The 23,682-nt window shown below is 42.5% G+C and carries 26 protein-coding genes; 9 read left to right on the top strand and 17 right to left on the bottom strand.

Annotation, left to right across the window (positions count from 1 at the left end; translation table 11 throughout):
• Genes C9I99_RS21085 through C9I99_RS21115 form a run of 7 tightly spaced genes read right to left on the bottom strand, consistent with a single transcriptional unit; the run spans position 1 to position 7,051 of the window.
• Entirely contained in the window at positions 1–1,158 is a 1,158-nt protein-coding gene (locus C9I99_RS21085) for a hypothetical protein (protein ID WP_107350813.1), read from the bottom strand.
• Positions 1,155–3,470, bottom strand: coding sequence for a conjugative transfer system coupling protein TraD (gene traD, locus C9I99_RS21090; RefSeq protein WP_107350814.1), 2,316 nt, complete (start codon positions 3,468–3,470; stop codon positions 1,155–1,157). The genes C9I99_RS21085 and traD overlap by 4 nt, the downstream gene beginning before the upstream one ends.
• The gene (locus C9I99_RS21095; protein ID WP_133638284.1) at positions 3,470–4,267 is read right to left on the bottom strand and encodes a PFL_4695 family integrating conjugative element protein; all 798 of its coding nucleotides are present in this window, start codon (positions 4,265–4,267) and stop codon (positions 3,470–3,472) included. Before C9I99_RS21095 ends, traD begins: the two co-directional genes overlap by 1 nt.
• Before the next feature lie 2 nt (positions 4,268–4,269).
• Positions 4,270–4,815 (bottom strand): lysozyme family protein, encoded by a 546-nt coding sequence (locus tag C9I99_RS21100; protein ID WP_133638283.1) that lies wholly within the window; start codon positions 4,813–4,815, stop codon positions 4,270–4,272.
• Positions 4,787–5,581 (bottom strand): hypothetical protein, encoded by a 795-nt coding sequence (locus tag C9I99_RS21105; RefSeq protein ID WP_107350816.1) that lies wholly within the window; start codon positions 5,579–5,581, stop codon positions 4,787–4,789. The genes C9I99_RS21100 and C9I99_RS21105 overlap by 29 nt, the downstream gene beginning before the upstream one ends.
• A gap of 5 nt (positions 5,582–5,586) precedes the next feature.
• The gene (locus C9I99_RS21110) at positions 5,587–6,624 is read right to left on the bottom strand and encodes a hypothetical protein (RefSeq protein WP_107350817.1); all 1,038 of its coding nucleotides are present in this window, start codon (positions 6,622–6,624) and stop codon (positions 5,587–5,589) included.
• 7 nt (positions 6,625–6,631) lie between these two features.
• Complete coding sequence (locus tag C9I99_RS21115; protein WP_107350818.1) at positions 6,632–7,051, bottom strand: hypothetical protein; 420 nt, start codon at positions 7,049–7,051, stop codon at positions 6,632–6,634.
• Between the two features lie 444 nt (positions 7,052–7,495).
• Between C9I99_RS21115 and C9I99_RS27040 the strand changes: the two genes are divergently transcribed.
• Positions 7,496–7,729, top strand: a complete 234-nt coding sequence (locus tag C9I99_RS27040) for a hypothetical protein (protein WP_133638282.1) — start codon at positions 7,496–7,498, stop codon at positions 7,727–7,729.
• Here the strand turns inward: C9I99_RS27040 and C9I99_RS21120 are convergent.
• From C9I99_RS21120 to C9I99_RS21140, 5 genes are all read right to left on the bottom strand, one after another.
• Positions 7,701–8,645: an AcaB family transcriptional regulator gene (locus C9I99_RS21120; protein ID WP_107350819.1), complete on the bottom strand. Its 945-nt coding sequence runs from the start codon at positions 8,643–8,645 to the stop codon at positions 7,701–7,703. The genes C9I99_RS27040 and C9I99_RS21120 overlap by 29 nt on opposite strands.
• Before the next feature lie 212 nt (positions 8,646–8,857).
• Positions 8,858–9,532: a hypothetical protein gene (locus C9I99_RS21125; RefSeq protein ID WP_107350820.1), complete on the bottom strand. Its 675-nt coding sequence runs from the start codon at positions 9,530–9,532 to the stop codon at positions 8,858–8,860.
• A gap of 10 nt (positions 9,533–9,542) precedes the next feature.
• Entirely contained in the window at positions 9,543–9,851 is a 309-nt protein-coding gene (locus C9I99_RS21130) for a hypothetical protein (protein WP_107350821.1), read from the bottom strand.
• Positions 9,848–10,537, bottom strand: a complete 690-nt coding sequence (locus C9I99_RS21135) for a hypothetical protein (RefSeq protein ID WP_107350822.1) — start codon at positions 10,535–10,537, stop codon at positions 9,848–9,850. The genes C9I99_RS21130 and C9I99_RS21135 overlap by 4 nt, the downstream gene beginning before the upstream one ends.
• A gap of 150 nt (positions 10,538–10,687) precedes the next feature.
• The gene (locus tag C9I99_RS21140; RefSeq protein ID WP_107350823.1) at positions 10,688–10,960 is read right to left on the bottom strand and encodes an H-NS family histone-like protein; all 273 of its coding nucleotides are present in this window, start codon (positions 10,958–10,960) and stop codon (positions 10,688–10,690) included.
• Positions 10,961–10,981: 21 nt separating this feature from the next.
• Between C9I99_RS21140 and C9I99_RS21145 the strand changes: the two genes are divergently transcribed.
• Complete coding sequence (locus tag C9I99_RS21145) at positions 10,982–13,345, top strand: TraI domain-containing protein (protein WP_107350824.1); 2,364 nt, start codon at positions 10,982–10,984, stop codon at positions 13,343–13,345.
• A gap of 36 nt (positions 13,346–13,381) precedes the next feature.
• On the opposite strand, the gene C9I99_RS21150 is transcribed toward C9I99_RS21145, so the two are convergent.
• Complete coding sequence (locus tag C9I99_RS21150; RefSeq protein WP_107350825.1) at positions 13,382–13,906, bottom strand: hypothetical protein; 525 nt, start codon at positions 13,904–13,906, stop codon at positions 13,382–13,384.
• 248 nt (positions 13,907–14,154) lie between these two features.
• On the opposite strand from C9I99_RS21150, the gene C9I99_RS21155 reads away from it, so the two are divergent.
• Positions 14,155–14,787, top strand: a complete 633-nt coding sequence (locus C9I99_RS21155; protein WP_107350826.1) for a TfoX/Sxy family protein — start codon at positions 14,155–14,157, stop codon at positions 14,785–14,787.
• A 35-nt stretch (positions 14,788–14,822) separates the two neighbouring features.
• On the opposite strand, the gene C9I99_RS21160 is transcribed toward C9I99_RS21155, so the two are convergent.
• Positions 14,823–15,371 carry a hypothetical protein gene (locus C9I99_RS21160; RefSeq protein WP_107350827.1) on the bottom strand — a complete coding sequence of 183 codons (549 nt, stop codon included), beginning with the start codon at positions 15,369–15,371 and terminating at the stop codon, positions 14,823–14,825.
• 553 nt (positions 15,372–15,924) lie between these two features.
• Between C9I99_RS21160 and C9I99_RS21165 the strand changes: the two genes are divergently transcribed.
• Positions 15,925–16,131: a hypothetical protein gene (locus C9I99_RS21165; RefSeq protein ID WP_107350828.1), complete on the top strand. Its 207-nt coding sequence runs from the start codon at positions 15,925–15,927 to the stop codon at positions 16,129–16,131.
• A 58-nt stretch (positions 16,132–16,189) separates the two neighbouring features.
• Here the strand turns inward: C9I99_RS21165 and C9I99_RS21170 are convergent, their stop codons facing one another.
• Complete coding sequence (locus C9I99_RS21170; protein ID WP_107350829.1) at positions 16,190–16,582, bottom strand: hypothetical protein; 393 nt, start codon at positions 16,580–16,582, stop codon at positions 16,190–16,192.
• A 227-nt stretch (positions 16,583–16,809) separates the two neighbouring features.
• Here C9I99_RS21170 and C9I99_RS21175 point away from each other — a divergent pair, with 227 nt between their 5' ends.
• From C9I99_RS21175 to C9I99_RS21195, 5 genes are all read left to right on the top strand, one after another.
• On the top strand, positions 16,810–17,001 hold the full coding sequence (locus C9I99_RS21175) for a hypothetical protein (protein ID WP_107350830.1): 192 nt from the start codon (positions 16,810–16,812) through the stop codon (positions 16,999–17,001).
• A gap of 60 nt (positions 17,002–17,061) precedes the next feature.
• Entirely contained in the window at positions 17,062–17,304 is a 243-nt protein-coding gene (locus C9I99_RS21180; protein WP_107350831.1) for a hypothetical protein, read from the top strand.
• Positions 17,305–17,763: 459 nt separating this feature from the next.
• Complete coding sequence (locus C9I99_RS21185; protein ID WP_133638281.1) at positions 17,764–19,620, top strand: hypothetical protein; 1,857 nt, start codon at positions 17,764–17,766, stop codon at positions 19,618–19,620.
• Positions 19,621–19,763: 143 nt separating this feature from the next.
• Positions 19,764–20,402 carry a hypothetical protein gene (locus tag C9I99_RS21190; RefSeq protein ID WP_107350833.1) on the top strand — a complete coding sequence of 213 codons (639 nt, stop codon included), beginning with the start codon at positions 19,764–19,766 and terminating at the stop codon, positions 20,400–20,402.
• Between the two features lie 9 nt (positions 20,403–20,411).
• Positions 20,412–21,698, top strand: a complete 1,287-nt coding sequence (locus C9I99_RS21195; protein ID WP_107350834.1) for a hypothetical protein — start codon at positions 20,412–20,414, stop codon at positions 21,696–21,698.
• 123 nt (positions 21,699–21,821) lie between these two features.
• Here C9I99_RS21195 and C9I99_RS21200 read toward each other — a convergent pair whose 3' ends face one another.
• Positions 21,822–22,259, bottom strand: coding sequence for a hypothetical protein (locus tag C9I99_RS21200; RefSeq protein ID WP_133638280.1), 438 nt, complete (start codon positions 22,257–22,259; stop codon positions 21,822–21,824).
• Positions 22,260–22,506: 247 nt separating this feature from the next.
• Positions 22,507–23,643: a DNA-binding protein gene (locus C9I99_RS21205; protein WP_107350836.1), complete on the bottom strand. Its 1,137-nt coding sequence runs from the start codon at positions 23,641–23,643 to the stop codon at positions 22,507–22,509.
• Positions 23,644–23,682: the final 39 nt, after the last annotated feature.

A 23,682-nucleotide genomic window follows, 5' to 3' on the forward strand; every position in this document is an offset into this window, starting at 1 on the left:
TTAGTGGCTAGAAGCGTTAAGACACTCATCGAATCGAGCTATATGCGAAACCAGTTTATTTTTCTGGCTGATAGGCGTTTGGGGCCTGAGCTCTGGCGGCAACAGAGGTGTAAGTTGTATTAGTGGTTGCTGACCTGTCATGTCTATTCTGAAATTACGGCAGCGAACCCTATATTTAAAGCACTTAGCCCAGTGTTTCAGTCGTATCTTCGAGGTAGAGTTGAAGTACGTTGATACTAAGTCTTCAACTTTATAGGTGGGCAACCAGTATATGGTCTTGAGTTGCTTTACTGTTTCCCATTGTGACTGATTGAAGAAATGTAATCGGCATATGTGAGCGCGTATGCCTTTTGGTGTGGCTAATTCATGGGCACGTATATACCTAAGCACCTCTGATTGAACAGACTTTTTAAATCTATTTGTTTCTTCTTCAGTATCAAGCTGGCTGTACTGAACAATGGCTGGCGAAATCCCACAGGTGTTAAAAACAATTTTACGAGCGCCAGTTTTATCGAGGTCGAGTTGAATTGACCTGCTTCCAACTGTGCTATCAAGGCTCTGGTTAAATTCCTTATCAGCGATGGCTATCAACTCACCCAAATGTTCCTTGGTTTGGCCCATCAATGTTCTGATTGATGACAATACCTCGCAGTTAACTTTTGGGATCTTGTCATGCAATTCATCGATGGTGTGGGATAAGGCAATGGTATCGAGAGAACACCCTTTCAAGTCGGCTGGGATATTAAATTTATTTGCTTTAATGCCCTGGTGCGCACCGCTTCTACGATGAGCCATTGCCTCACTTAGACTCTTACTGAGTTTTGAAGCTGCGCTGAGTAGAGCCGGCGCATGGTGCTCCAAATGTTTATGTGCCATAGATACATAAAGCAGCTCCAAGTCCTTTAGGCCGTTCAGAATATTCGTGTGAGTCGGCATTTGGTTCAAATACATCAATGCGCTGCGGATGGTATCCCATAAGTGGAAAGCTTGGCGGTTCAATGAGGCTGATTCACGATTAGTAGTCCTGCGTGAAAAGCTATCAAATTGTTCGGTTGGTATGTCTCTAACCAAAGGTCTTCTAGGTTGTTTTTTGGGTGGGTAAATCATCGTGCTTGTAACCTCTGGTCTTCTAGGTTGTTTTTTGGGTGGGTAAATCATCGTGCTTGTAACCTCTCGTCACGCTTGTACTTCCTTCGGTATAAATCAATTAGGTAATCCATAGATGGCGCCTCATAGCCCGGCACTTCGTCTAACAATGGGAAGCGGAGTTTAACCAGCCTTTGGCCGTTAAGAACCGCATAAGCTTGACCACGAGGTAGGCCCATGATGTTAGAGGTGGAGATAATTGGTTCGTGGGCTTCAACCATCACTTTTACTTGCATTCGTGTACTAAACCAGCCGGTACCCGACTCGTTCTCTTCATCCTCGCCCTCACCAAATAAGCTATCAGTGTTTCCGTTTGTAGCTGTCGCGGCATCAATTCCAAGCAGATCGCACTTAGTCACTTGGTCGACAAGGAACTGTGCAGTATCCTCACCTTTTACACGCAGCATCATCACTGAGTTGAAGTTGCCGAGTACGACCCCGGCTGTAGCGGCATCACCAAAGCCTTCTTCTATATCACTCAAGGCTTGGGAGAAGGCCTGAACGCGAACGCCTGCGCCTGCCGCCCTGTTGAGTAGTGGTACTATGTCTGGTGACGCAAGTGATTGAAATTCATCACAATATAGCCAAATTTCATTTTTTGTTTCTCGCTTGGAATTGTGCAATCCCTTATCAATTCCGTGCTTGTAGATATCACCTGCAGTATTAACCAGATCAGAGAAGAACATCGCACCCACAGAACTTGCTACGGTAGAGTCGGTCATCGCATCAAGACCACACCAAACAATGCTGTTATTTTGGATAATTTTTTTCCAACTAATTATTGGCCGTTCATCGTTAATGTTATTTGTATCAGGAGAGATGATTTCCTTTATAGATCCAGTGCTTAGCTTGGTAAGGAGTGGGATGAGCGAGGCGGTTATCTTCCCGTAATAGGATATGTCATTTTTTAAGGCTGAACGCAATGATTCTGACACTTCGCTCTGTAAGTGTGGGTTAACGTAGAAGAACTCCTGTAATACAGTATCTAACGCAACCATTTCTCTAGATCTACCTTTGAAGTACGCGGGTATTGCCATCTTCTGATCTGCGTACTGATCAGCACCTTTAACCTTAGTTTTCAGTTTTTTAGGTGGAGGATTAGATATTTCTTTGACCCTGGCTTCATAATCAGGAACATGTTCAGACAAGAACTTTTTAGCGTAACGAATATAAAGCGGCTCTAAGTCCTCGATATATCGTTTCATTGAACCAAACGTTGGTGTCTCCCCAAGGAAAACGAGAGCTTGAGCTACAATCGTCATGAAGCGAAAGGCAAAGTCTTTAAAGACTGCACCATCACCACTAGCGGCCATATTGTTACTGATACGTGTAGCAACTGCAGTGATACGGCTAAATGTGCCAATCGCGTTGTACCTGGCTGATATATCGGTAAATCCAAGAGCAAAAATGTAGAAATTGTCTTCTCTGTTGTTTCTTTTGGCCTCAACCCACATACGTGCCAATAGTTCTGCGTCGCCCTTCGGATCCAGACAAACAACACTAGAGTCCCCGCGAGCAATATCTTGCGAAATTAACACTTCAATTACGCGCGTCTTCCCCACCCTAGACTGACCAAAGCACATAAAATTACCTAGCCTTTCGTCATGAGTGATCATCTGGTCTGTTTCTTTATCAACACCTACACCGTGATAGATCGAGCTGCCACCAACAGGTGGTAAAGGTGCGTAATGGTTCTTTTGGCCAAGACTCTTATTGATAGCACTAAGACCGGAATCGAACCGGTCAATGGCACCGTGTGCGATCTTTGGTACCAGCTTTTTCAAGTGATGCACTGAGAGCATGTCCAGCGCGTGTTTGCCCACGTACCATTCCAAATAGTCTGAGGGCGTGTGTACACGCTTTTTTGTGAAGTTCGCTCGTCTGATTGCTTTGGGGTTGGTTTCTACACCGGTCTCAACACGCATTTCATTCTCACGATCATCAAGAACATGTTGCGGGAGCTCATAGTATTCCTTGAGGTGAGGTTTGCCGGCATCCCACACACGCTGTGCTTCTCTATGCGTGACCTCAAATCCTTTACCGAGCCAAGTGGCCTTCTTGGAGAACGGGATCGTTGTTGTCTTCACAAAGAAGGGTTCGATCACCGTAAGTGATCTTTGGTAGTCGCGGATCTTACATCCTTGCTTGTAAGTAACGTAAGCAAGCGCTGTAAGCGTCCCTGCGAAGCCGAAAGATATAATGTCAGGCAAACCTATATATGGACCAATGAAAAGGCTTGTAGCGGCTATGGGGAGATGAAGAGCTGCTGTACGGAACTCGTATAAGGGGCGTAAGTTGCCTTCTAGTGTTTTTTCTAATGCCATTACTGATAAATCCCCTCTCGAGTTATTAATACGGGATACATATCGACGCCAACCGAGCGAAGTAAGTCATCTGCAGCTACTGGCTGAAATACCAGGTGCGGGGCAAATTGTTGGATGGCTTGGAAGTCAATTAGGCTATCTACTTGGGTAACCAATACGACTGCATTAAATCTGGATATTTCATCGATATTTGTGCGGAACCAACCTAGAGAGTATTCATCTGCCCCTATCACGACCATTGGTGACGTTACGGCGTCACGATACTGAGGGTTAATAACTTGAACTGATGATGGCATGCGGGCTACGCGCATTTCGGTGGTGACCGGAAACATCATTGAAAGCATGTCATCGACAAGCTCATCTTTGGATATCTCCCCCCGAATAGCTCTTTCGGCACGCTCACGGTGAATCTTGGTTTCATCCAGCTCAACAAGATCAAAGTAGTCTTCATAGTTGATCACTTGATCCAAGGCGACGGAGTTATCTAGATCAATGGCGATGATATTTGGTTCAGTCTCACCAGCAAGGTACTTCTCCACTTTCGCTTGGGTATGAAGGTGAAGTAGTGAGTGTAAGTGGTTGAACCGCATTTCTAGTTCAGGGGTTTCTATCGGGCTTTCACCATCAAGCCTAAATTCATGAGGTGCTACCTCATTGGTTTGACCCGGATTGATTTGCGTAAATTCAACACGGTTTCTTTGTATTGTTGTTGAATTGGTATAGGCTGCCGCGCTACTGATTGTTGCTAAGCAAAGCAGCGGAACAATGTATTTGGTGGTGATGTTCGTTCTACTCATTGCTATCTCAACGCTGTTAGATGTGTTAGGTATTTTTCGATGTACCTGTCTGCGGCACCGTTTCGGTTTGCAGGGTTATGGTAAGCGCCAGCTGCTAAGGTCCAATCCTGAGTTCTCGAGTAGCGCTCGCGGTAAATTTCCATAGCGATAAGGCCGTTTGTATCGACCTTGCCAAGTTCAGATATTGAGTCAATTCGATGACGACCTTCCCAATACCAGTTAACTTGAAATAAACCGATATCAAAATTCAAAATACCTTCAGCTATCAAATCATGTGCGAAAGAAATCATGTCCCCATAGCTAACGAAACGATACGGTTTACCAGCGTGGTTTATTGTCCAAGGCCAAGGAAGCATTTCACCAGTATTGAGTCGAGTGTTTGACTCGGTTTTGGCTAACGCAAAAACATTCTTTACCGGAACTTGAGTATGACCAGATAGGTTGTGGTAATAATCAGGTATGCCAAAAGCAAAAGAGGTTGCTGACGTCAGCAACCCAATTACACTGATAGCCAGGCTCTTACGGATAGAAACGTTCAGTGCCATCATCGTCCCTTCTAATAACAAACGGAAGTTCATCAGAACCTTGGAACTCATCAACGCGTGATGTATCTTTTGCGATATTCACATCACCAGCTTTTAGTGACTCCTCTTTGATCCCGAAGTGATTCATGATTTGGGTATTGCTAATGCTTTCGGCATTTGCAAGATAGATATCCAGTTTAGTATTAGCTGGATTTACGTTTGCATAGAGATTAACGAAGCGCTGACATTCAACATCGCAATCAGCCCAATCGACAAACAGAGAATTGAGGACAAACTTTGTCTCTGGTAAGTGACGAGAGAAGTCACCTTTTTGTTGAGGCTCCGCAGTTTGGAATGAGCCTGGCCATTGCTGTTTGATATCTTGATGCCCAATTTGTTGAAACTTCAATTCAGCTTCTCGACGGTCGAACTCTAATTGGTTCATGATTCGAGCGTATCGGCGTTGTTCAGTTGGATTTCGAGTTGCATTTCCAAGAGCAATCGGTGGGTCAATGTCAGGACTCCAAAGACCTCGTGGTGTAAACTCCATGAGATATTTATACTTAGCCCAGTCACTATTTGTTAACCCCCAGTGCCGAGCTTTAACTTGATCTTGTAGAGTTAATTCGATTTCCATTCCATCAACCTTATACTGCGATTGATTTTGCCCTGTATTTGTATCGACAACATCTGTCACACTTACATTGAGTTGAGGGTAAACAATTGAGCTTGCTGCAACACTGGTAGCAAACAGGGCCGAAAACAAAATAGGTAACGTGGACAATTTCATATTGATTACCCTTTAGTAATAACAACCTGGCGGCTGGTGGTTTGGTTTTTAATATGCACTTCACTTGAAGTAACTTTGGTAACTAGGTAATGCCCAAAGGTATCACCGCGTGCAACTTGAAAATCTGTACCACGTGAATCACTTAAAGTTGCTATATGTTGGTTCGCCCACAAGAATGAATCAGTCATAACTAACCCGGCATATGTTTCAGTTTTTTGTGGTTCGTTACTTGTACCTGTTGAGTTAGGAGTGCTGGTATTCGATGAGCCGCTTCTGCTGTTGTTGCTAGTGTTTGTTGCTTGAGGTTTTGGTGCCTCAGTCTTCTGACTTTCGATGGCTCTAATTTGGTGCTCTAGCTTTCGTTGAAGACTATCAAGGTCACTATATGTCACAGAGTCTTTCGAGGTAAGTTGACCTAGTTCCTTTTGGATTCCTGCCACTTCATTTTGAATGCTCGTTAATGACCTTGAGTGTTCACGGTTTAGCTCATTCTTTAGGTTATTAACTAGAGTTGTCGTGCGGTTATTGAAATCAGTCTCCATTCGCTCAATCGAAGCGCGTAGATCAAGAATTTCGTTTTGCGTAGCAGTAGAGTCTAATGCACCTTCAACATCATTGAGCTTGATAGACAGCTCAGCGAAACGTTGGTTGTACTCAGCTTCTTGTTGCGAGATTTCAGATGTAATTCCTTGGGCACCAGGAATTGAGCCTAAGTAACCATTTTTGTGAGCATATATGCCGGCACCTGAACCAGACAATAAAACAAATGCCAAAATAGCTATCAGTAACTTTCGCTTGGATTTCGGTTGCTCTTCTTCATCAATTTCATCATCTTCAATTTCATCATCTTGAGAATCGATAGTGCTAACGGGAGATGTATCTGATACTGGAGCAGATTGAGTTTCGCTTTCTACAATTTCAAGGTTTGATTGCTCTGTGATTTCATTATCAGATACTGAATTATTTAGATGTTCATTGTCATCACTTTTCACTGCCGTGATCGTTGGCATTTCAAATTCTTCTTTTTGAGCTTGGTTAGACATTTTTGGTTTAACTCTCTTTAGGTAGGATTGCTATGCGACGGCGGTGGTCATTTACTTCAATTTCATAACCACGACCAGCCAACGTTGAGATGATTTGTTCTACTGAAGAATTTCGGTATGCTCGATGCGAGACTGGAAATTGAAGAGTGTACAAGTGGAGAACCATGTCATCAGTATCATCCAAGTCTTCAAGTTGATACCCAGAGTTCTGCAAAACAAAATTGATGGCTTGGCCAACATTTTGAATTGATGTTGGGAACTCGAAAGTAAGAACGGTGTGCAGCGGGTTCTTTTGTTCGTGCTTCGTGTCTACGACAATTTTGGTATAGCCACCAGCATTGACATAGTGAGTATTGGCGAAGGCAGCTGTTGATATAGCCAAACTTGCAGCAGCTATAAAGCTGACCTTCTTGATTGATATGGGCATGGTCTTTCTTCCTGGTAGGTTTATAGATCGTTTGATCTATTGCCTAACCTCACCAGATTGAGCGGGTAATTTATCCCTTTATTTACCCCTAAATAACAAAAAGCCCTTTACCAAATAAATGGTAAAGGGCTTAAAGGAGCATGAGCCTAGTTTTAAATGAGTGAGTCTTTTGGTGACAAACCATAAGAAAAAGGAAAGGTACTTTCTTGTTCATAGAACAACCGCGTGTACCCGGCGCTCACCAAAATGGCAAATGATCGATTTTTAACGAGTATCACTCCGTCCAAATACTGTATCACAGCCATATAGATTATCTCTATATATATATATAGGAGACCCCCTCCCCTACAACCTAAATTGCTTCTAGAGTCTATGGACAAATCAAGCTACCTCAAAGACGAAATAGGCTGCTTCGGAGACACATTTTAGCTAGGTGTCTTTGGGTTGCGTGGACAATCCCTGCGTTTGGTGGACAAGAAAGCCCATTCCATGGGCTTTTTATCAATAGGTAAGGTAATTAAGAAATACAAAGCCATAGGACTTGGAGACAAATCAATGAGCTCTATGGACAATCCGCAAGTTTCATGGACGGGTTGTTTTGAAAAAATACCGCTGATCAGCGGTATTTTCCTTGATGAATCCCTTATCGTTAGCTCACTTTTTCGAACTCGCGATTAGCAGATTCTGCAGCTTCAACCATCGCAGCGCGCTTGTTAATAAAGTCTACTAGTTTATCTTTGATGTCTTCTACACTGTCAAACTGGCGAGTAGCAATGCGTGGTGCCGAATCAGCACGAACTTCGCAAAGTAGGACTTCAGGTGATAGACCTACTTTTACGTTGCGATCAAATGCCGACTTACAGCGTGCAGTGTTGTGCGCGATATCGATACGAGTAATGCTTGTGTGAGCAAAATTGTCACACATGTGGATGATGCGACGGAATGCACGAATTGACTGATGCTTATATGAAGAACCAATTTTTTTAGCCACAATTGCTGCATTCGTTGCAATGTCCAGTGATACTAAAAGTTTGTCAATGTCCTTTGCGGCCCATAGTAACTTGTGTGCGACTTCAGTGCGGTAATTTGGTTCATAGGTCGCTACAAAGTTGTTTTTATCCTGCACTACGCGAGCATTGTTATAGTTTAGGTGCTGCTGAATTTGAACCATTACTTGCTGATTCTGGTGCTCTACCATCTCGCGTAATTCATCGATTTTACTTTCAATGTCTAACAGTAGTTGATCAGCAAAAGGATCATCTTGAGCTGCAGCTTGAAGGAGGCGAGGAAGCTTACTATCGAACGTGTTGATACCTGCTAGGAATGGCTTTTTGCCTGTACCATTTGTTTTACCCTGATGGCCTGTTAACAACTTAGCTGCATCCATTCGGTAGAAGCCAATTTCAAGAGTTTGCTTCTTCATAGTTGACGGGTGATGGTAAGTCACATCACCGAAAACAGCGATTTGCTGGTCAGTTTGGCCTAGGAATTCTGATAAATCAGAGAACGTAACTGGCTTATTATCTGCTGGTTTAGACTCTGCCCCAGTGGTCGCGTCTGAGTCTTGTAGCGCTGTAAATTGATTGTTTTCCATTTCTGTCCCTTACGACTATTTCATAAAACCTATGCTGTTTCAGCTGGTATATGAGTTACTATTCAGTACCTATTGAGTGCTGCATAAGAGGATTTTCTTCCCTCGTTAGCCAACTGTGTGAATCATTCACTCAACTCTTTGGTCTGGATTTTATGCGCTTTGAATACGATAAATTTTGTCAGAACTGACGTTTTCAAGACCGCAAATTCTTATTATTTGCCAATTTCAGGCACGGCAAACTTGATCTGATTTATGTCAACTAAAGCCGTTTCAGCTACGTGTAGAAGTAACGAACTCCCGCTCATTTCAAGCTCTACTGCTTCTCGATATGCCGATTTCATTTGTAGTATTTCTGCATAACTTGGTTTATAAGCCTTACGCTGTGCAGCGTTTGAACCAAGTCGTTTCATTAGCTTTTCACGGTAGTCAGGGTACTTCTCAATACGCTTTCTACAGTGTTGGCGATAATAACCATCGAAGTAATCGAGGTACTCATGTCGAAGCCGGCTGATAGTTTTTATTGAGTTAGCTACCTTCGGTTCGTGTTGCAATATCATTTCGCTACTGGCTTTAAGAGCCAGAGCTTTTAAGACATTTTCAAATCTAATGAAACGAAACCTGAACTCATCAAAGAATGATTCGAATAGGTTTGGGTCAGCAAAAATGCTCTTTCTTTCTAAGTTATTTTTGTGGATTGCAATCAGAGATTCATGTATTGCTTCTGAAGCATATGGCTTGCTCATCTTATCGAGATCGGAGAATTTAACTCCATATTCTTCAAGGGCTATTGCTGGATCTGTTCCACAAAGAATTTGGCTAATAAGTCGAAAGTCAGCTCGAATAAGCTGCTCAATTGTATTCTTATCCTTAATGCTAGATTTAGCCATTGAACACCTCTTAAGCAGAAAATTCTGGTGATGAACTTGTCTGTTCAATGAGGTGATATATGAACTGTTGCTTAACAGACTCATCATGAATAATGCCGAGACCATGTTTCTCTGCAAACTTTCTGATGGTTTTCTTAATATCAACTTTTGCGCCAAATGCTTTGTTAATTGCTACTGTTTCATATTGATTGAATCCAAAAGAAGCGTGGCTAATCAAGTAACTTGTTGAACGAAATTGAAGCTGTGAAATTCGAGCTTCAGTAATCTGGTGCTCTATCATCTCGCAGTAGATGTCTACTCTCTTTGGGTCGGTGTTCATATAATAATTCCTGCTAGCGCCTCTGACAGAAGTAGGTCTAAATGGTATGGTTTATCCAAATCCAACATTTCTAGACCTGGGCATGTTGTCTTCCTTGACAGTGCCTTTTGAGCACACGCATTGATTAATATTTTCATTAGATGGAGAAGGAAGGTATTTGGGCCGCCATCGCTACTTTGCAGGATGTCAGCAGTGTTTTTACCTTGGTACGGCATCTTTACCCAGACCCTATCTTCTTCTGAAACAGTCATGAAGAATTTCACATCAGAATTGATTTTCAATGGCTTCATGATTTTAGTGAGCCGGATAATCTCTTGCGTCAATTCATTCCAGTTGGTTGCTTGCTTAATCTTAACTCGACCTGCTTTCAGCTCATCGTCCGTTAGCAGCGACAGGTACGAGTTAGTCATTTCTACCAACGTTGTAGTGTGCTTAACAGTATTGAATTCTGGGCGCAGTGACTCGGGTAGTGACTCCATTTTGGTTAGGAATCTTTCTAGCTGGCCGACCTTACCTTCGTTGATGGATGTGGTATTTAATGCCTTCAACTGCTCCGTGAATTTTCTTAATCGATGCACCTGGCTCCGCGACAAGCCATCGAGATTAATGTCATGGTCATTGACTAGCTGATTGAGCACCTTGAGGGTGTCACTGTCGGTAGATTTTGTAATTTCGACCGTAATCATTGGTTAGCTACATTATATGGGGGTGGAAAATGAGCAAAAAATACGGCTTTTTCTGGGGTTTATTAAGGAATGAATTTTGCGACGTCACCGACTTCACATTTTCCGGGGGTGTTTTGCGTGGAAGTGTGAAGTCGGTGATAGAAAAGCTCTTTACAAGTTGCCGACCACCTCTTTTATCAACTCAGGTGGTATATTCTGGTTTCTAAGCGCTTCGATAGCTTTGGTTGCTGCCTCTCGTTGTTCAGCTTTCAATGATTCTGCTTTCTGTAGTTCATCGATTTTAGCTTGTGTTACTTCAAGGACAATCTCTTGGATTTTCTCAATATCTTTGATGGTTTCACCCTTGAATGCAGCACCAAGTTTGCGTTTATTTTTGAGCACAACTAGTACATCTTCGTAGTTGTTTGGCTTCGTTCCTGTCATTCCTACTCCCGGTATAAATTCATGAAAATACTTCAATTTGGTCGGCGTAATAAAAACACTAAACAGAACAAAAATGCAAGCTCAAAGACTCAGGTTGAGACAGCTAAGCCTACAAGTGACATTGTAGTTGATGATGGCAAGCAACGTTTTTTGGATGGTCAAAATGTTGTAAAAACTGGTCGATGTCCAGAGTTAATTGACAAAATTAAGGAAGGTTTAGATTGCGGGCCGCAATACTTTACTGACTACTACCTACCGGTAATTCATACCGTTGCGGCCTATTGCCAAGCATTACCTGCTTCCAAAAATTATCACCACACTTACCCATACGGGCTTATCGAACATACGCTAGAAGTAGCTATGTATTCGCTACGTGCTACTCGTGCTTACATTTATAACCCGACAGGTAATGAAGAGGATATTGATGACCTTTTCCATGCATATCAGTATTGCGTGTTCTTAGCTGCAATGCACCATGACATAGGTAAAGTAATCACTGATTATCGCATTGAGGTACGCAGTGAAGGCATGAAGCACTTTGTAGTTTGGAACCCATTGAAAAGCCTTGCTCCTAAGCAAGAAGGTAGAATCGAATACCGATTTTCCAGACGTATCACAGAGGACGGCAAGAACTTATATAATCCTAATTCACACAACATAGCCTCACTAGCTTTGTTTAATCGTACCGTCCCCAGTGCTGGAATTGACTGGCTAGCAAATCTTAACTCCTTTATGGAAATTCATTTGTATCACGCAATTGCCGGTGATTATACCAATGCAGTTGAGGTAGGCGCTGCGGTACGTGATGGTGATATGAATAGTACCAAGCTTGGGAAAAATGCAGTTTCACAGTTGTCTGGTGGCGACGATGGCAGCATTGAATCCGTCATACGTAACTCAGTGTCTATGATTCTGAGTGAGCCGGATACTTACGGGCTAATTGTGAATAAACCGCACGGTACATACTGTAACGCTATTCGCACTTACGGTAAGATCTTTGTGGCCGAACACACTATGCAGCAATTGATTAGACCTTTCGTGCAAGAGGCCAAGCTCTCTATACCATCAAATAAAGCAGCGTGGACTAAGTTGATTGTCGACAGTTGTGGCTTGACTACCCCTTCTGAAGACACAATGTGGTGGGTATTATTTACCGAGCAAGGTGTGGGTAGACCAGATGGACCGAAGGATATTGCCTATTTAGCTTTCCCTGATACATTCTGTGAAACCGGTAAGTTTCTTGATTCTGGCTTGTATCCGCACTACTCGGAGAAAACAGGCATGGATCCGGAACAGCCTGCAGTGGTTGATGGTGGCGGTGACGATCAATCGACTACCGATATTCAGTTACCAACTAATGACACTTCACAGCCAATTGATAATCAAACAGTTAAGCAGCCAATGGTTACTAGTCAGCAGTTATCTAGCGCGCCTAAGCAACCACCAGCGATGAACACGGCATCACAGCCGGCACGAAATACAGCCTCTTATCCCGCACCTGAAAACCAAGTTCCGCAGCAACCATTAGCACAACCAGCTACTAATCAGTCTGCAGCTAGTCCCGCGCTGTCACCTGCACCGCAACAGTCAGTTACGAATAGCAATGATGTGCCAGGGAATCAGGCAAAACCTCGAAAACGAAGAAACAGTAAGGTTGCGGGTAAGCTACCCCAAGCGACTGACGTAGCTCGACAGCAACCAGTGGAGCAAGTTGTACAGCAGGCAGTTGAGCAGTCTAGCCCCTCACAACCACAGCCGGTAGTTCAAGATAATCAACAAACAACATCACCTGATAGTATGGACTTGCCCCAAGATCTATTAGAGATGCAGGTAAAAAACAGTGATTTTGTGCCGAATGAGCACTTGTCGGTTAGTTACCAGAGATTAGCGCCTAAACTACCACGGGGCTTAATTGTGCTAAAGAAGAGTGTCAAGGTAGATAATAAGCTGATCAAAGAGTTCTTGCCGCGAGTTCAGCAATTCATTGAGTCAGGACAGCTACCGTTTAATCAAAAGAATGCGCCAATTCATGTGCTTGAGGAAGGATTGTTCTTTGCTCTGCCCTCCGCATTTCTTGATGATGGCCCTTTTGGTACCAAGGCTCAAAATTATAAGCAAATGCTTCAAGATTCTGCACTTACTATTAAGTCTTCCCATAAATTTCATGCAAGATTGGAAGGTGCCTCATTAGTGACGATAAGGCTTGGCCAAGAGGAACCAAAGAACTTAAATGGTGTTTTGCTTGCTATATCTGGTTTTACCTTTAAGGGTAATCCTCTGCCTGTAAATGGCTCAGCTAAGTTGTTGCAGGATGACAATAAGATGCCTGACTTCAAGAGTGCTCGAGGTCGAAAGGAAGTGTCTGGAGTTAGATTGAGTTTTTAATGCAGTATGCTCCTAGCTAGTTAGCTAGTTAGCTAGTTAGCTAGGAGTTTTTTGTTGATTAGGGTCCAAGTCTTGGTTGGTACGCAGCGCCTCGACCATATACCGGTACATTACTTCGTTACCAGCATCCTTGAACTTCTGCACCCAGCGACGCCAATAGTTGGGCTGATTAGGCAATGTGCCGTCATCATGAACAGTAAGCATGCCTCTAACTGATGCTAAGTTGCTACCGACTTCTAGTTCTGATGACTTTTTTAATGCCCGTGACATTTTGATTTTGCAAGCCTGTAGCTTGAACCATTTATTGCGGTTAGGCCTGATCTCAATGATTGCTTGAGCAGAAGAGAAGTTATGTTTAACGGTATTGAAGTTATGTCCAAGGCCAAGTTCAAACACAATCACTGTCTTACCAGTAATAGCTAATAATGAATAAACTTCTTTGTTGGCTGAAGTAATCACGCTTTCTACTACCTCATTTAGCCTCTGGTCAGCGACCTCAGGTGCGAAGCTACGTAGTTGTTCTGTGAGCTTTGATTCTTGTTCGGTGTAAGTGATTTCCATGGCTTGATACCCAGATGTCTTGATTTGTATCCATATTAATCACTTCTGGAGGCTGTCAACCCCCTTCAGTTGCAGAAGGTTTGGCAGCCATGTTCAATATTTATAGCGAGAGGTCAGCAACGTTTTATTTGTGCCATGAATGGTTGGTAACTATGGATAGCTAGCTGTTTTTTGTCGTAATTTGACGGGTTGATGAAGGTCACACTAATGATATTATTAATACAAATGGTACGGATTTATAATACGATATGAATATTAATTTAAAAGCAGCTCAGGATTTATTCTCACCACTTGGTAAAGCTATTACAGTCAAATGTATGTTTGGAGGTTATGGGGTATTTGCTGATGGTCATATCTTCGCGATACTTGTAAAAGATGATATCTATTTGCGGGCAAGTAATAGCAAGCTATCAGAGTACAAGGAAAAAGGGTTTAACTGTTACACTTATAGTAAACCAAACAGGCTACACAAATCACTTTCTAAGCTTGGTGGTAAGGGAATTGAAGCAAACCATGATGTAGCAACTCGGTACTACAAGGTGCCCTATACTGGCGCTGAATTATTGAAGGAGGCTGGCCTATTGTTAGAATCAGCAATCATTGAAAAAATGCCCACTCCAATATGCGAACAGCGTCTTAAAGATCTTGTTAACCTGAAACTCTCTAGCGAGCGAATGCTTAAACGTTCGGGAATCGATAATTACTCGAAGCTAAAAGAAGTTGGAGCTGTAAGTGCTTTCTTTGCTGTGAAGGATAAAGTTAATACTGAACTCAATCATGACTTCGTACTTCGATTGCAAGGGGCAATTGACAATGTTCACTACTCTACTCTACCTGTCGAGGTAAAAACGACTTTGATGAATCGCGTGAATATTGACTAATGGGCGTTTTCCTCGGCAAGCCCATAGCTTTACGCCTATCGGAATGTGTCGGCCATCTGTAATACGAGTTGCTTGTCACTAGGTAAGATTGATACAGTTAGTGTTGAAAGTGCGTATTCGGGATTGGTTACTAAAATTTCTTCGGCAATACCATCCTTAACATGATCTAATAGCCCATACGAATTATGAGCCCCCAATATTTCTTGAGCATATATGCTGAAGTTATTGGGGAACTGCTCTGAAAACCAAACACCCCATGGGCCAGTATTTCTCAAACTAAACTGACTTCCCTCTAGACATATCAAATCGTGCTTTAATTCTAATTTCCACAGAAGAGGATTACCTAGATTTGTTCTGTATCGATATGCATATTCTACTGCTGTTATAATGTCTTGTGATACCCACTTTCGAGTACCAAACAAACGCTTGTTCTCGTAGTCTGTACCAGGTGACCTCTCACGCGAACCATGATAAATAATTGCACCTCTATTAAGCTTCCTTCTTTTAAACTGTCCAAGCTTTGTCAATAACTCAGGGTGACAAATTTTTTCTTGTATAGGTGCATCAAAATTCGAAGTATTCATGTAACTTCCTATTGGTTATCGATCAAGTGATCATTAAAGTGGAAGAAGAATCGAGCAATTATAAGACGATGCTTACCTGTGTCCAGAAAGTAATTATTGCCTATTTTGATAAATGAAACATATTTTTCGGCGGCGTTTGTGTAATACGTCGGATTAACAGCCAGCTCTTCTAATCCTCGGCTTAATCGCTTCAGGTGCTTTCCCTGCTAGCAATCACCCCATATCATTGACGGATACATTGGTTGAGAGTGGCCGATAACTTTGTTTATTGAAACGTCTGAGATGAAAGTTGTTGTTTCGCTGAGTAAAAATATCTTCTCAATGCTAGTGCGAGTAGAGTACACGACATATGCCATATGCAGCATATTTCGATGAGTTTTGTGATCAATCTCTCCTGCCCTAATATGTTGTTTATTGCTTTGCTGTTCACCAGGTGATAACTTGAAATTTCTTTATCCACCTAGTGGATATTAAATACAAGCAGGTCATTAGCTTGTTGCCAATTATGGTATCGATCACTCACCGAAAGGTTTAAATATAGAGGGAAATAACGATGAATAACGAATCACTAGTTGCATCACTTAAAGAATACATGGCCGAGCTAAAACGTCGCGAGGCTATATACGAATCCAAGCTACGTCAGCCTGAAAAACCTGAGTTCGATCAGGGTAGAGCTGCTGGTTACTTGATGACGACAAGAGCATCAATCATTGATATGAAAGAATTGTTTGCACAGCATAATATTTCTTTAGATGATTAGTCTCATCAAACTTAAAAAGGAGCCAATGGCTCCTTTTTTCATGGAATGCATCTTGGGTTTATTGTTTAGCGGCTTGGATAGCTCGTTTGGCCGTATGAATCGAGCAAGCGAAGGTTTTATCATCTTTTACTCGGGTAATAATAGCGTTGTTCTTACTGGCTCTCGTATTGAAACCTGTTAGCTTAAAATCTTCTCTGTTTAGCTTGAAAATGATCTCTAAATCACTCTCTTGAAGGTCGAGAATATCAAGTCGTTCTTTTAGGTCGATCATCTCTTTCGAATCGCCACCAGCGATTGTAATTGTCATTGGAGCTTTAATATGTTCGTCTCCGTAGGTCATTTTACCCAGTTTGATTTCAATGCCGAGCTCATTGGCTACGTCAATTAGTGCTGCATTTACTTTTTCGCGGATAGTGTCGCAATGGCTAGGAGTGAACTTTTTGATTTGCATGGCTTAGTACCTTATTTGGGTTGTATAGAGTAGAGACTGATTCCGTCTCGAATAACTCTAATTTGCCACACTTGCAAAAGTTGCAACCCCCTACTTTAGTAGCGATTAATTTGGTTGGTTAGCGACGGCCGATGCGGTTGTCTTCGGCAAGGTTAGATAGTTAGCCAGCTAATCCATTTAGATGGTAGTGTATTAATAAGGGCATAACTTGTATGGAGGATGGCTAAATGGACAAAAATGAAAAGTGGACTGTAATAGAGGGTTCTAGCCCGGACGGTAACCAACGCATTCTTGAAGTAACTACCTGCTCAGATGGTAAAGCAAAGCTTTGGGTAAGGCCACCTAACAGTGAGAATGGTTACTGGATTGAGGTTAGCGCTGAAGAACTGGGTGAGGCACTCAAGATCAGCAATGCTTAGCACTGAACATCAAACTTATACGAATCTTAACCCTAGTTAAACCCAGTCTAGGTGTTGGAAGTGTCTTCTGTGAACGAACAAGCAATTGGTGATGAAGCAGAACTGCTTGCAGGTGAGCTAAATAAACATATCGCAAACAATGATGCAGAAGCTGCTAAGAAAGTCATGCGAGCATACCGTGACTTTCGCTTATCTGCGAGTGAGTACCATAAGGATCTTGGGCTGGTACTGGTTCTTGAACAACATTTCGCAATCCTCAAATCAAAATTCTTCGATGCATTTGGCTATGAGTGGGAAGCATGACTTGCACTATGTGATGGAAGTAGTAGATCGGCTTCTCAACCAAAGCACAGTAGATTTCTTGTCCGACAGTTAGCTATGGTGATAAACCCTGCTAATTTTATTCTAGCTTGACGCATTCATAGGTAAATGGCTAAAACTCTACCTCATGTCAGGTACAGGCGTCATTTGGCAATACTGTTGCTAACGTTAAGGTGCTGATTTATTATAAATAGTATCGTTCAGCGATTGGGCTTTTGTCACCTGAGTTGCGCTTAGACTCCAACGACATTTTCAAAAGCAATGCCACTATTTTTCATAGTATTGAACAGTTTAGTCACTTATCAAACAACTGCTTATATACTGATAATCTGAGCGCCAGTCGAGCAGAAGGTTTAGAATATGCTCCGATCTAAACAGGAATTCTCCCGATTATGCCTGCATATTCATAAGTACCTCGTAAATTTAGGTATGGAGTTAAAATTGGCAAGTGTCAGAGAAGCGACTGCCAAATCCTATCGATACCGTTCTGCTAGTTCTCTACTAGCAGACTTGCCGGTTGAGTTTGAGGAAGACTTCACGGGGGAGTTAACCCTCCAATTGAATGAAAGGCACAAGATAGTAGCCCCCTTTACTCTGTATAAATTTCCGTTCCCTGAATATTTCCCGTTAAGTGATAAAGAAAAGAAAATAGTCTGGACTAGGCTCTTAAATCAACTCCATCAGGAGGCATCGTCAAGTAACTATGGTTCTATGATGTTAATGTTGGGAATGGGGCTTACCGCAGAAAGTATCCTCAAGCAGCCGGTACCGGAAGGTTTTACCCCTGACGGATTTGGAAAATGGTATTGTTCTCTTCACAATGCACTCACAAAGCATTCTGATGCGGTAAAGCTCGATCCGTCTGTTTTGTTTCCCGAGTCGTTAGCCACCCCAGAACTGGTAACGCAAGTAGCACGGAGTCTTAAACCACTTTGTTTTCAATATTGGGATAAAAACTGTGGAAAGAGGATACATCAAAAAGCGGCTAACCTCTGCCATAGGCAATTGATTAAAGATGATGGTAAGCCGCTCGATATCAGTAGTTTCATCGATTACCCATTTAATGAGGTAGTAAACTTCATCTTGGGGATGAAAGGGACCATCTCTTCACCGTCGTTAAATCACTTCTCCAATTTTCAAGATAGCCCTTTCCTTCCTCAGCATGCAAGAGAGCCGCTCGAGTTTGAAGAAAGCCTCTTTGGGGGGCTAGTGCAAGAGATTGTAGGTAAAGCACTCATACCCAGTAACAGGGCATTTAGTGATAACGACTTACAAGAGTTAATTTGGTCACCTTTGGAAGCAGTAAAGCCTTATACAGAAAACTTCCAAGATAACAAATATGACTTTTATCGAGCTTTTATATGGTGCGATCTTTTTAAAGTTGAAATAGAGCGTTTTTGTAAAGAATGGTTGGAAAGCCAACCAGCCTGGACAATGCCATTTAGAGACCTAGTGATCATCCCTATCACGCCTCCCAAGAAAATAGAGCAATTATCATACACCGGATGGTCTTCAGCCCACAAAGAGGAATATCACTCTGACCTTCTCAATATCTACATCAATCCCTACAATCGTGGGCAGGATGAGTTCGGGTATCATGAAGATTTAGACGAGTTGTTAGGTTGGGATGACGAAGAAGAATCTGAAACTGGTGAGGAATACTTTGATGAAACCTCATATAGAGAAGATCTGGCGAAGTTGGTTGAGTGTGGTGAAATCGAAGAAAGCGAAATTGCGGAACTAGTGGAAGAGGCCCGCCTTGAGGCAGAGGAATGTGCTATAGAGGAAAGAGATGAGCGCAAATATAACGAGCCTTTCGTTTCTCCATTTTCAATTGAGTTTATGGCAGTCGACCGAAATAACGAGAGCAAGGAAACGGAGTTCTGTTTTTACGGCCACTTCTTCTCAGAACTTGGCAGTGTCAGTGCACTTGGTCGTCATGCAGATCTGATGGATTCACTTAGTAGAGATCTCAACTCCTTGTCTATGTTCGTTCGTAAATTCAATGGCCAGTTAGATATTGACGCGGATGTTTTCTATATAACGGATATTATTTTATCAAGCACAGTCTCTGTTAAGGAAATGGCAAGTGAACTAGAAAGAGCTTTAATTCTTGCTGGACGATCATTGCGAGAATGTTTAGTAGTTATTAATTCAGAGGCACTTTCTGATAACTACTTTATTGGGGCTCCATACTCAAGCAGTTTAGTTCTTAAGCAAGAGTATGAGGCGTTTGCTTGTCGCCTAATCGAAGAATTGGAATGTCGGTCTGCAGGGGCTAAATACTTCAGTGTTTAGTGGTATTAGTTAGCTCTATACTTAAAGTGCTTTGTGCATGATACCACAGTGGCATCCAACCGTTCCATTGTTAACAGTTGGGTGCCTGCGTACTTTAAGAATTCAAGTGGCAGAAGCTACCGGAACAAGGGGATAATCGGAACATGGATAGCATGAATAAACTATATGGGCATATCGATTCAATTCAGCACGGTATCTTAAATCAGCAAGTTGAACAAGGTAAGCAACTTGCTGATAGGTTTTTCAGGATTTGCGCCGAATTTCGTGGGTTTGATGACCCAGGCTTCATTATCGCTGATAACCAAAACCTGCTTGAAGACTTGATTCAATTTGAGAAAGTGGTTTGCAGTTTAGACTTTATGTATGTTTTCTATGGATATATTGGTCGTATGTTTTTACAAACAGGTAATCCAGAGAAAGCTGTTATTTATGGGCTTGCTGCATTGGAGTTATGCTCAAAAGTTAATGATTATGAGGGCGTAAAGGCTGCTCAAAATCTATTGTGCGATATAGCTATTGCTAACGATGCAGCTTTAGTTGGTGTTGAGTATTTCAAGGAAGCTAATCCTAGCTTGATAGAAGAGGCAGAGTTCTTTTCCAGCCTTCCTAATCATAATTCAATGCAGGTGCGTAAGTGGCTTAAACGGAAATCTCGCCCTGCTACATACAAGTATTTCGAAGCTCCAGAGGCCAAACAAAAAGAAGAAGCTATTCGCTTTCTGATGATTGCTCAGAATTACACGCGAGCTACAGCGAGCAAATACGTTGGTAATTTTAAATAGGAAGCGGCTATGATCACGCATTACCTTGGTGCTCAATTATCGAAAAACTGTTTTATTAACCCTAGCTATGGGGTAGTGCGTACTAATGAAACTATTCAGAACCACCAGCTATTTGGCTTGGAACCTGTAGTAGTAATCGGAGTTACACATGCCGATTTTCCTATAAGGCACAGAAAGTTCTTCAAACTAGACGAGTCGTTAAGTTTGAGCGGTATCTTAGGTGAGTTTTGGTCAAGGTCGATAGAGATAAGTGAGGTTGGAGCTGGAATAATTTCTGGATGCCCGGATAAGCTCATCATTGATAAGCGGTTACGTAACTTAATCAAAGATGAGTTTCTAGCCTGGTTACGATCTCAAGATGTTGACTATGAATTCTCAGATGGAAAAGATCGAAAATTCGCTGCAAAGATGCGGTTTTTGAATCAGTACCCCTCCCCCTTTTGTTTACATAAGCTTGAGGATAAGCCTCTGGTGCTGACACCAGATTTAGCTGAAGATGCAGTTGAAAAGTACCAAATTCAACTGGATATGCTCAACGAGGATTTCGAGTGTAAGTTTATTTTCTTTGGCAACCATGAGTACCCACCGGCTAAACGTGAGTTGTTGAGTTTAATGTACCCAATTGAAAGAGAGGTATCTGATTTTCGCTCTTCTCCACTCAAGGACGATTGCAATTTTGATTCAAGATTACTTACCAAGGCTACGTCAAATGACCAAGCGGCGGTTCATTTGCGATGGCATTATGCAATCCCTACAGAAACAAGTGATGGCAAACATGTAAGATATGGCTTTATGGAAGTGAATCCAGTTGACGACTACAGTGATGGACCTTCCTTTTTTGACGATGAAGTTTTTGATGATGAAGCTGAGACAGAGCCGCTAGTAAATGCAGAGTCGATGAATGACGATATTATACTTAATTGGAAGGAGACCTTTGACGGTGAATTGCCACAATTAGGTCAAGTGTTGGTTGGGCCTTTACATCAGCGTCCTATCAACCGCTGGATAGTTACCGATGACGGAGTACCTAACGGCTGGTGGGGCGAAGGGTATGTCATACACATAGGCGAACCTTCGTTTATATGTCCTTGGGGCCTTGTTAGCAAAACTGAAGCGTCAGCAATGTGTGCTTGTTATCCTATTGAAGATGGACGCTATCTAGCTGTGAGTTTTGCTGAGTTGATCGATAATAGTGATTGGAGGGATAGTACCGAAAAGCTACACGAACTTTTGAGGGAGGCTATTAATGTTATCCTGTCACAATTCGAGGCGTGGCAGAACAGCACTCCCGATTGAGTCTATCCACTCAATTTTAATGCAAAAATTATTTCTTTTGACTGACATTACAACGAAGCTCAACCGGCTAGTTAAACTAGCAGGAAATCAAGTCGCATCGAGCAGAGAAACAGATCCTCTGACCTAGTATCCTAACTCGACCATAGCGCTCTCTATTAATGGAAGGATGCCCTCCTTTAGTTCCCCACCCCTATCAATACCTAACTGTTCGAGCTTAGCTGTTTGCTTGTTATACATAGCCTGACTAACTTTTATTGTGGTAACCGATATAAGCTGCAGCACCAACCGGTTGTTGAACTTGCCAGTGTAACCGCTTATCTCTAACTCAAAGTCATAATCATGCAGCATCCACTTGTGGACTACCGAGGCGCAGAGCAAGCTTATACCGCGACTTTGAGGCTCCACAAATTGATCGGCAAAGTATTGCTCTCCTAGTTTTATAATCGCACCTTTATCACGATGTCCGTAGAGCTTGATGGCTACCATCGTATCTTGGTAATGACTGTTGTACATGGTGGCAACCCTCAATAACAAGGGTTTGTTACCTATGCCGTATTCCATCAACCTGTGCTTTATTCTCTTCCGGTGTCGCCGAGCGCGTTTCAATCCGCTTGCGCCTAAGCCACTAATCAGTGCGTTTCTAACTTCGCTCATATGTCTTCAAACGAGTGCTGGCAAACAGAGCAAGTGAAGCAGAATATTGGATCGTCATTATGGCCGAACCCTCCACCATTATCTGCAGAGCCGACGACCTCTACTGATTGAACTGTTTCTGCGTCACATTGCTCGCAATACTGCCTCACGGTATTCATTTCTCATTACCTTCTGATTCATTGTCTGCCTTTGACTCGTAGACAGCCAGTTTGCGCTCCAACTCTGTATTATGCTCAGAATGTTCTTTATTCTGTTGCTCAAGAACCGTAGCTTTACTATTGGCGCTACCCAAGTCAATCAAGGCCTGGTCAAGTGATTGCTTGAGCTCATTACAATCACCTTTAAGGCCAGGAATGGTATCAACTCTTGACTGTAGTTTGCCGAGATTCTGGTTTGCGGAAGTTAAGTCTGTCTTCACACCAGTAAGCTCTTTGTTTAGACCTTCAATCGTACTGTTTAGGCCGGCAACTGCATTGGTTGCCTGTGTTTTAGCTTCGTTAGCATCTTGCAGTTGCTTACCAAGGGTTTCTATTTCAGAGGTCATCGATGTGATCTGTGTCTGTGCCTGCTCTAGTTGGCCAGCGGCTTTGTTTGCTTCGTTGAGATCAGCTTTAAGTTGCTTCACATCAGATTTTAAGAGAGTCACGTTACCCAAAGCTTTATCACGATCACCTTCTGCCTTCTTCAGATCCCGCTCTTTATCTTTGACGTTTAGGTTCAATTGCTTAATGGTGCTATCACGCTCGCTGACTTTTGAGTTGGCTGCATTTAGGCTGGTTGTCTCAGCTTTCAAGTTGCCTTTCAGATCCGATATTTCACCATTAGCAGCTTGAAGTTGCCCTTGAAGCCCTTCAATCTGATCTTTCAGATCCTCAATTTCCTCAAATGCTTTTTCCTGTTGTTCTTCACTTTCAGCTACTTTTTTAGCTGCATTTGCAGCCGCTTCATTGGCTTCTATGATTGCATTGTTTAAGCGATTTTCTGCAACGTTATGAGCATGATCATTAATCTTATGCACCATTTCAGACATATCACCAAGCATGAGCGATAGTAGGTCACTGACTTCCGGTGGCAGCTCTTGTCGTGTTAAAGGCACCGGCTCATCGGAAGGTTTAGGTAGGTCAATATCACCATTCTTTAATAGCTCAGAGTAGACTGCGACCAGTGCCGAAGGTCTGCCGGTACCAACCTTGTTTCTTAGGCTCGTGCCATTCACATTTTTACCTTCACCCAGCAGTTCAAACGCCGCCTTTTGTACCTGTTCGTTAGTGAAGCTCCGATCTCTGGCCATGCCCTACCCCTTCCAATGTTTTATTTGTTAGTTTGTTTG

The sequence above is a fragment of the Photobacterium lutimaris genome (assembly GCF_003025555.1).
GTDB lineage: Bacteria > Pseudomonadota > Gammaproteobacteria > Enterobacterales > Vibrionaceae > Photobacterium > Photobacterium lutimaris.

What these genes read in the sequence shown, in the direction of transcription:
- C9I99_RS21125 (WP_107350820.1), bottom strand. Translation starts at nt 9,532, where the DNA reads ATGGCTAAATCTAGCATTAAGGATAAGAATACAATTGAGCAGCTTATT.
- C9I99_RS21110 (WP_107350817.1), bottom strand. Translation starts at nt 6,624, where the DNA reads ATGTCTAACCAAGCTCAAAAAGAAGAATTTGAAATGCCAACGATCACG.
- C9I99_RS21150 (WP_107350825.1), bottom strand. Translation starts at nt 13,906, where the DNA reads ATGGAAATCACTTACACCGAACAAGAATCAAAGCTCACAGAACAACTA.
- traD (WP_107350814.1), bottom strand. Translation starts at nt 3,470, where the DNA reads ATGGCATTAGAAAAAACACTAGAAGGCAACTTACGCCCCTTATACGAG.
- C9I99_RS21100 (WP_133638283.1), bottom strand. Translation starts at nt 4,815, where the DNA reads ATGATGGCACTGAACGTTTCTATCCGTAAGAGCCTGGCTATCAGTGTA.
- C9I99_RS21130 (WP_107350821.1), bottom strand. Translation starts at nt 9,851, where the DNA reads ATGAACACCGACCCAAAGAGAGTAGACATCTACTGCGAGATGATAGAG.
- C9I99_RS21205 (WP_107350836.1), bottom strand. Translation starts at nt 23,643, where the DNA reads ATGGCCAGAGATCGGAGCTTCACTAACGAACAGGTACAAAAGGCGGCG.
- C9I99_RS21120 (WP_107350819.1), bottom strand. Translation starts at nt 8,645, where the DNA reads ATGGAAAACAATCAATTTACAGCGCTACAAGACTCAGACGCGACCACT.
- C9I99_RS21190 (WP_107350833.1), top strand. Translation starts at nt 19,764, where the DNA reads ATGGATAGCATGAATAAACTATATGGGCATATCGATTCAATTCAGCAC.
- C9I99_RS21115 (WP_107350818.1), bottom strand. Translation starts at nt 7,051, where the DNA reads ATGCCCATATCAATCAAGAAGGTCAGCTTTATAGCTGCTGCAAGTTTG.
- C9I99_RS21140 (WP_107350823.1), bottom strand. Translation starts at nt 10,960, where the DNA reads ATGACAGGAACGAAGCCAAACAACTACGAAGATGTACTAGTTGTGCTC.
- C9I99_RS21135 (WP_107350822.1), bottom strand. Translation starts at nt 10,537, where the DNA reads ATGATTACGGTCGAAATTACAAAATCTACCGACAGTGACACCCTCAAG.
- C9I99_RS21165 (WP_107350828.1), top strand. Translation starts at nt 15,925, where the DNA reads ATGAATAACGAATCACTAGTTGCATCACTTAAAGAATACATGGCCGAG.
- C9I99_RS21105 (WP_107350816.1), bottom strand. Translation starts at nt 5,581, where the DNA reads ATGAAATTGTCCACGTTACCTATTTTGTTTTCGGCCCTGTTTGCTACC.
- C9I99_RS21095 (WP_133638284.1), bottom strand. Translation starts at nt 4,267, where the DNA reads ATGAGTAGAACGAACATCACCACCAAATACATTGTTCCGCTGCTTTGC.
- C9I99_RS21085 (WP_107350813.1), bottom strand. Translation starts at nt 1,158, where the DNA reads ATGATTTACCCACCCAAAAAACAACCTAGAAGACCAGAGGTTACAAGC.
- C9I99_RS21160 (WP_107350827.1), bottom strand. Translation starts at nt 15,371, where the DNA reads ATGAATACTTCGAATTTTGATGCACCTATACAAGAAAAAATTTGTCAC.
- C9I99_RS21175 (WP_107350830.1), top strand. Translation starts at nt 16,810, where the DNA reads ATGGACAAAAATGAAAAGTGGACTGTAATAGAGGGTTCTAGCCCGGAC.
- C9I99_RS21170 (WP_107350829.1), bottom strand. Translation starts at nt 16,582, where the DNA reads ATGCAAATCAAAAAGTTCACTCCTAGCCATTGCGACACTATCCGCGAA.
- C9I99_RS21195 (WP_107350834.1), top strand. Translation starts at nt 20,412, where the DNA reads ATGATCACGCATTACCTTGGTGCTCAATTATCGAAAAACTGTTTTATT.
- C9I99_RS21155 (WP_107350826.1), top strand. Translation starts at nt 14,155, where the DNA reads ATGAATATTAATTTAAAAGCAGCTCAGGATTTATTCTCACCACTTGGT.
- C9I99_RS21200 (WP_133638280.1), bottom strand. Translation starts at nt 22,259, where the DNA reads ATGGAATACGGCATAGGTAACAAACCCTTGTTATTGAGGGTTGCCACC.
- C9I99_RS21145 (WP_107350824.1), top strand. Translation starts at nt 10,982, where the DNA reads ATGAAAATACTTCAATTTGGTCGGCGTAATAAAAACACTAAACAGAAC.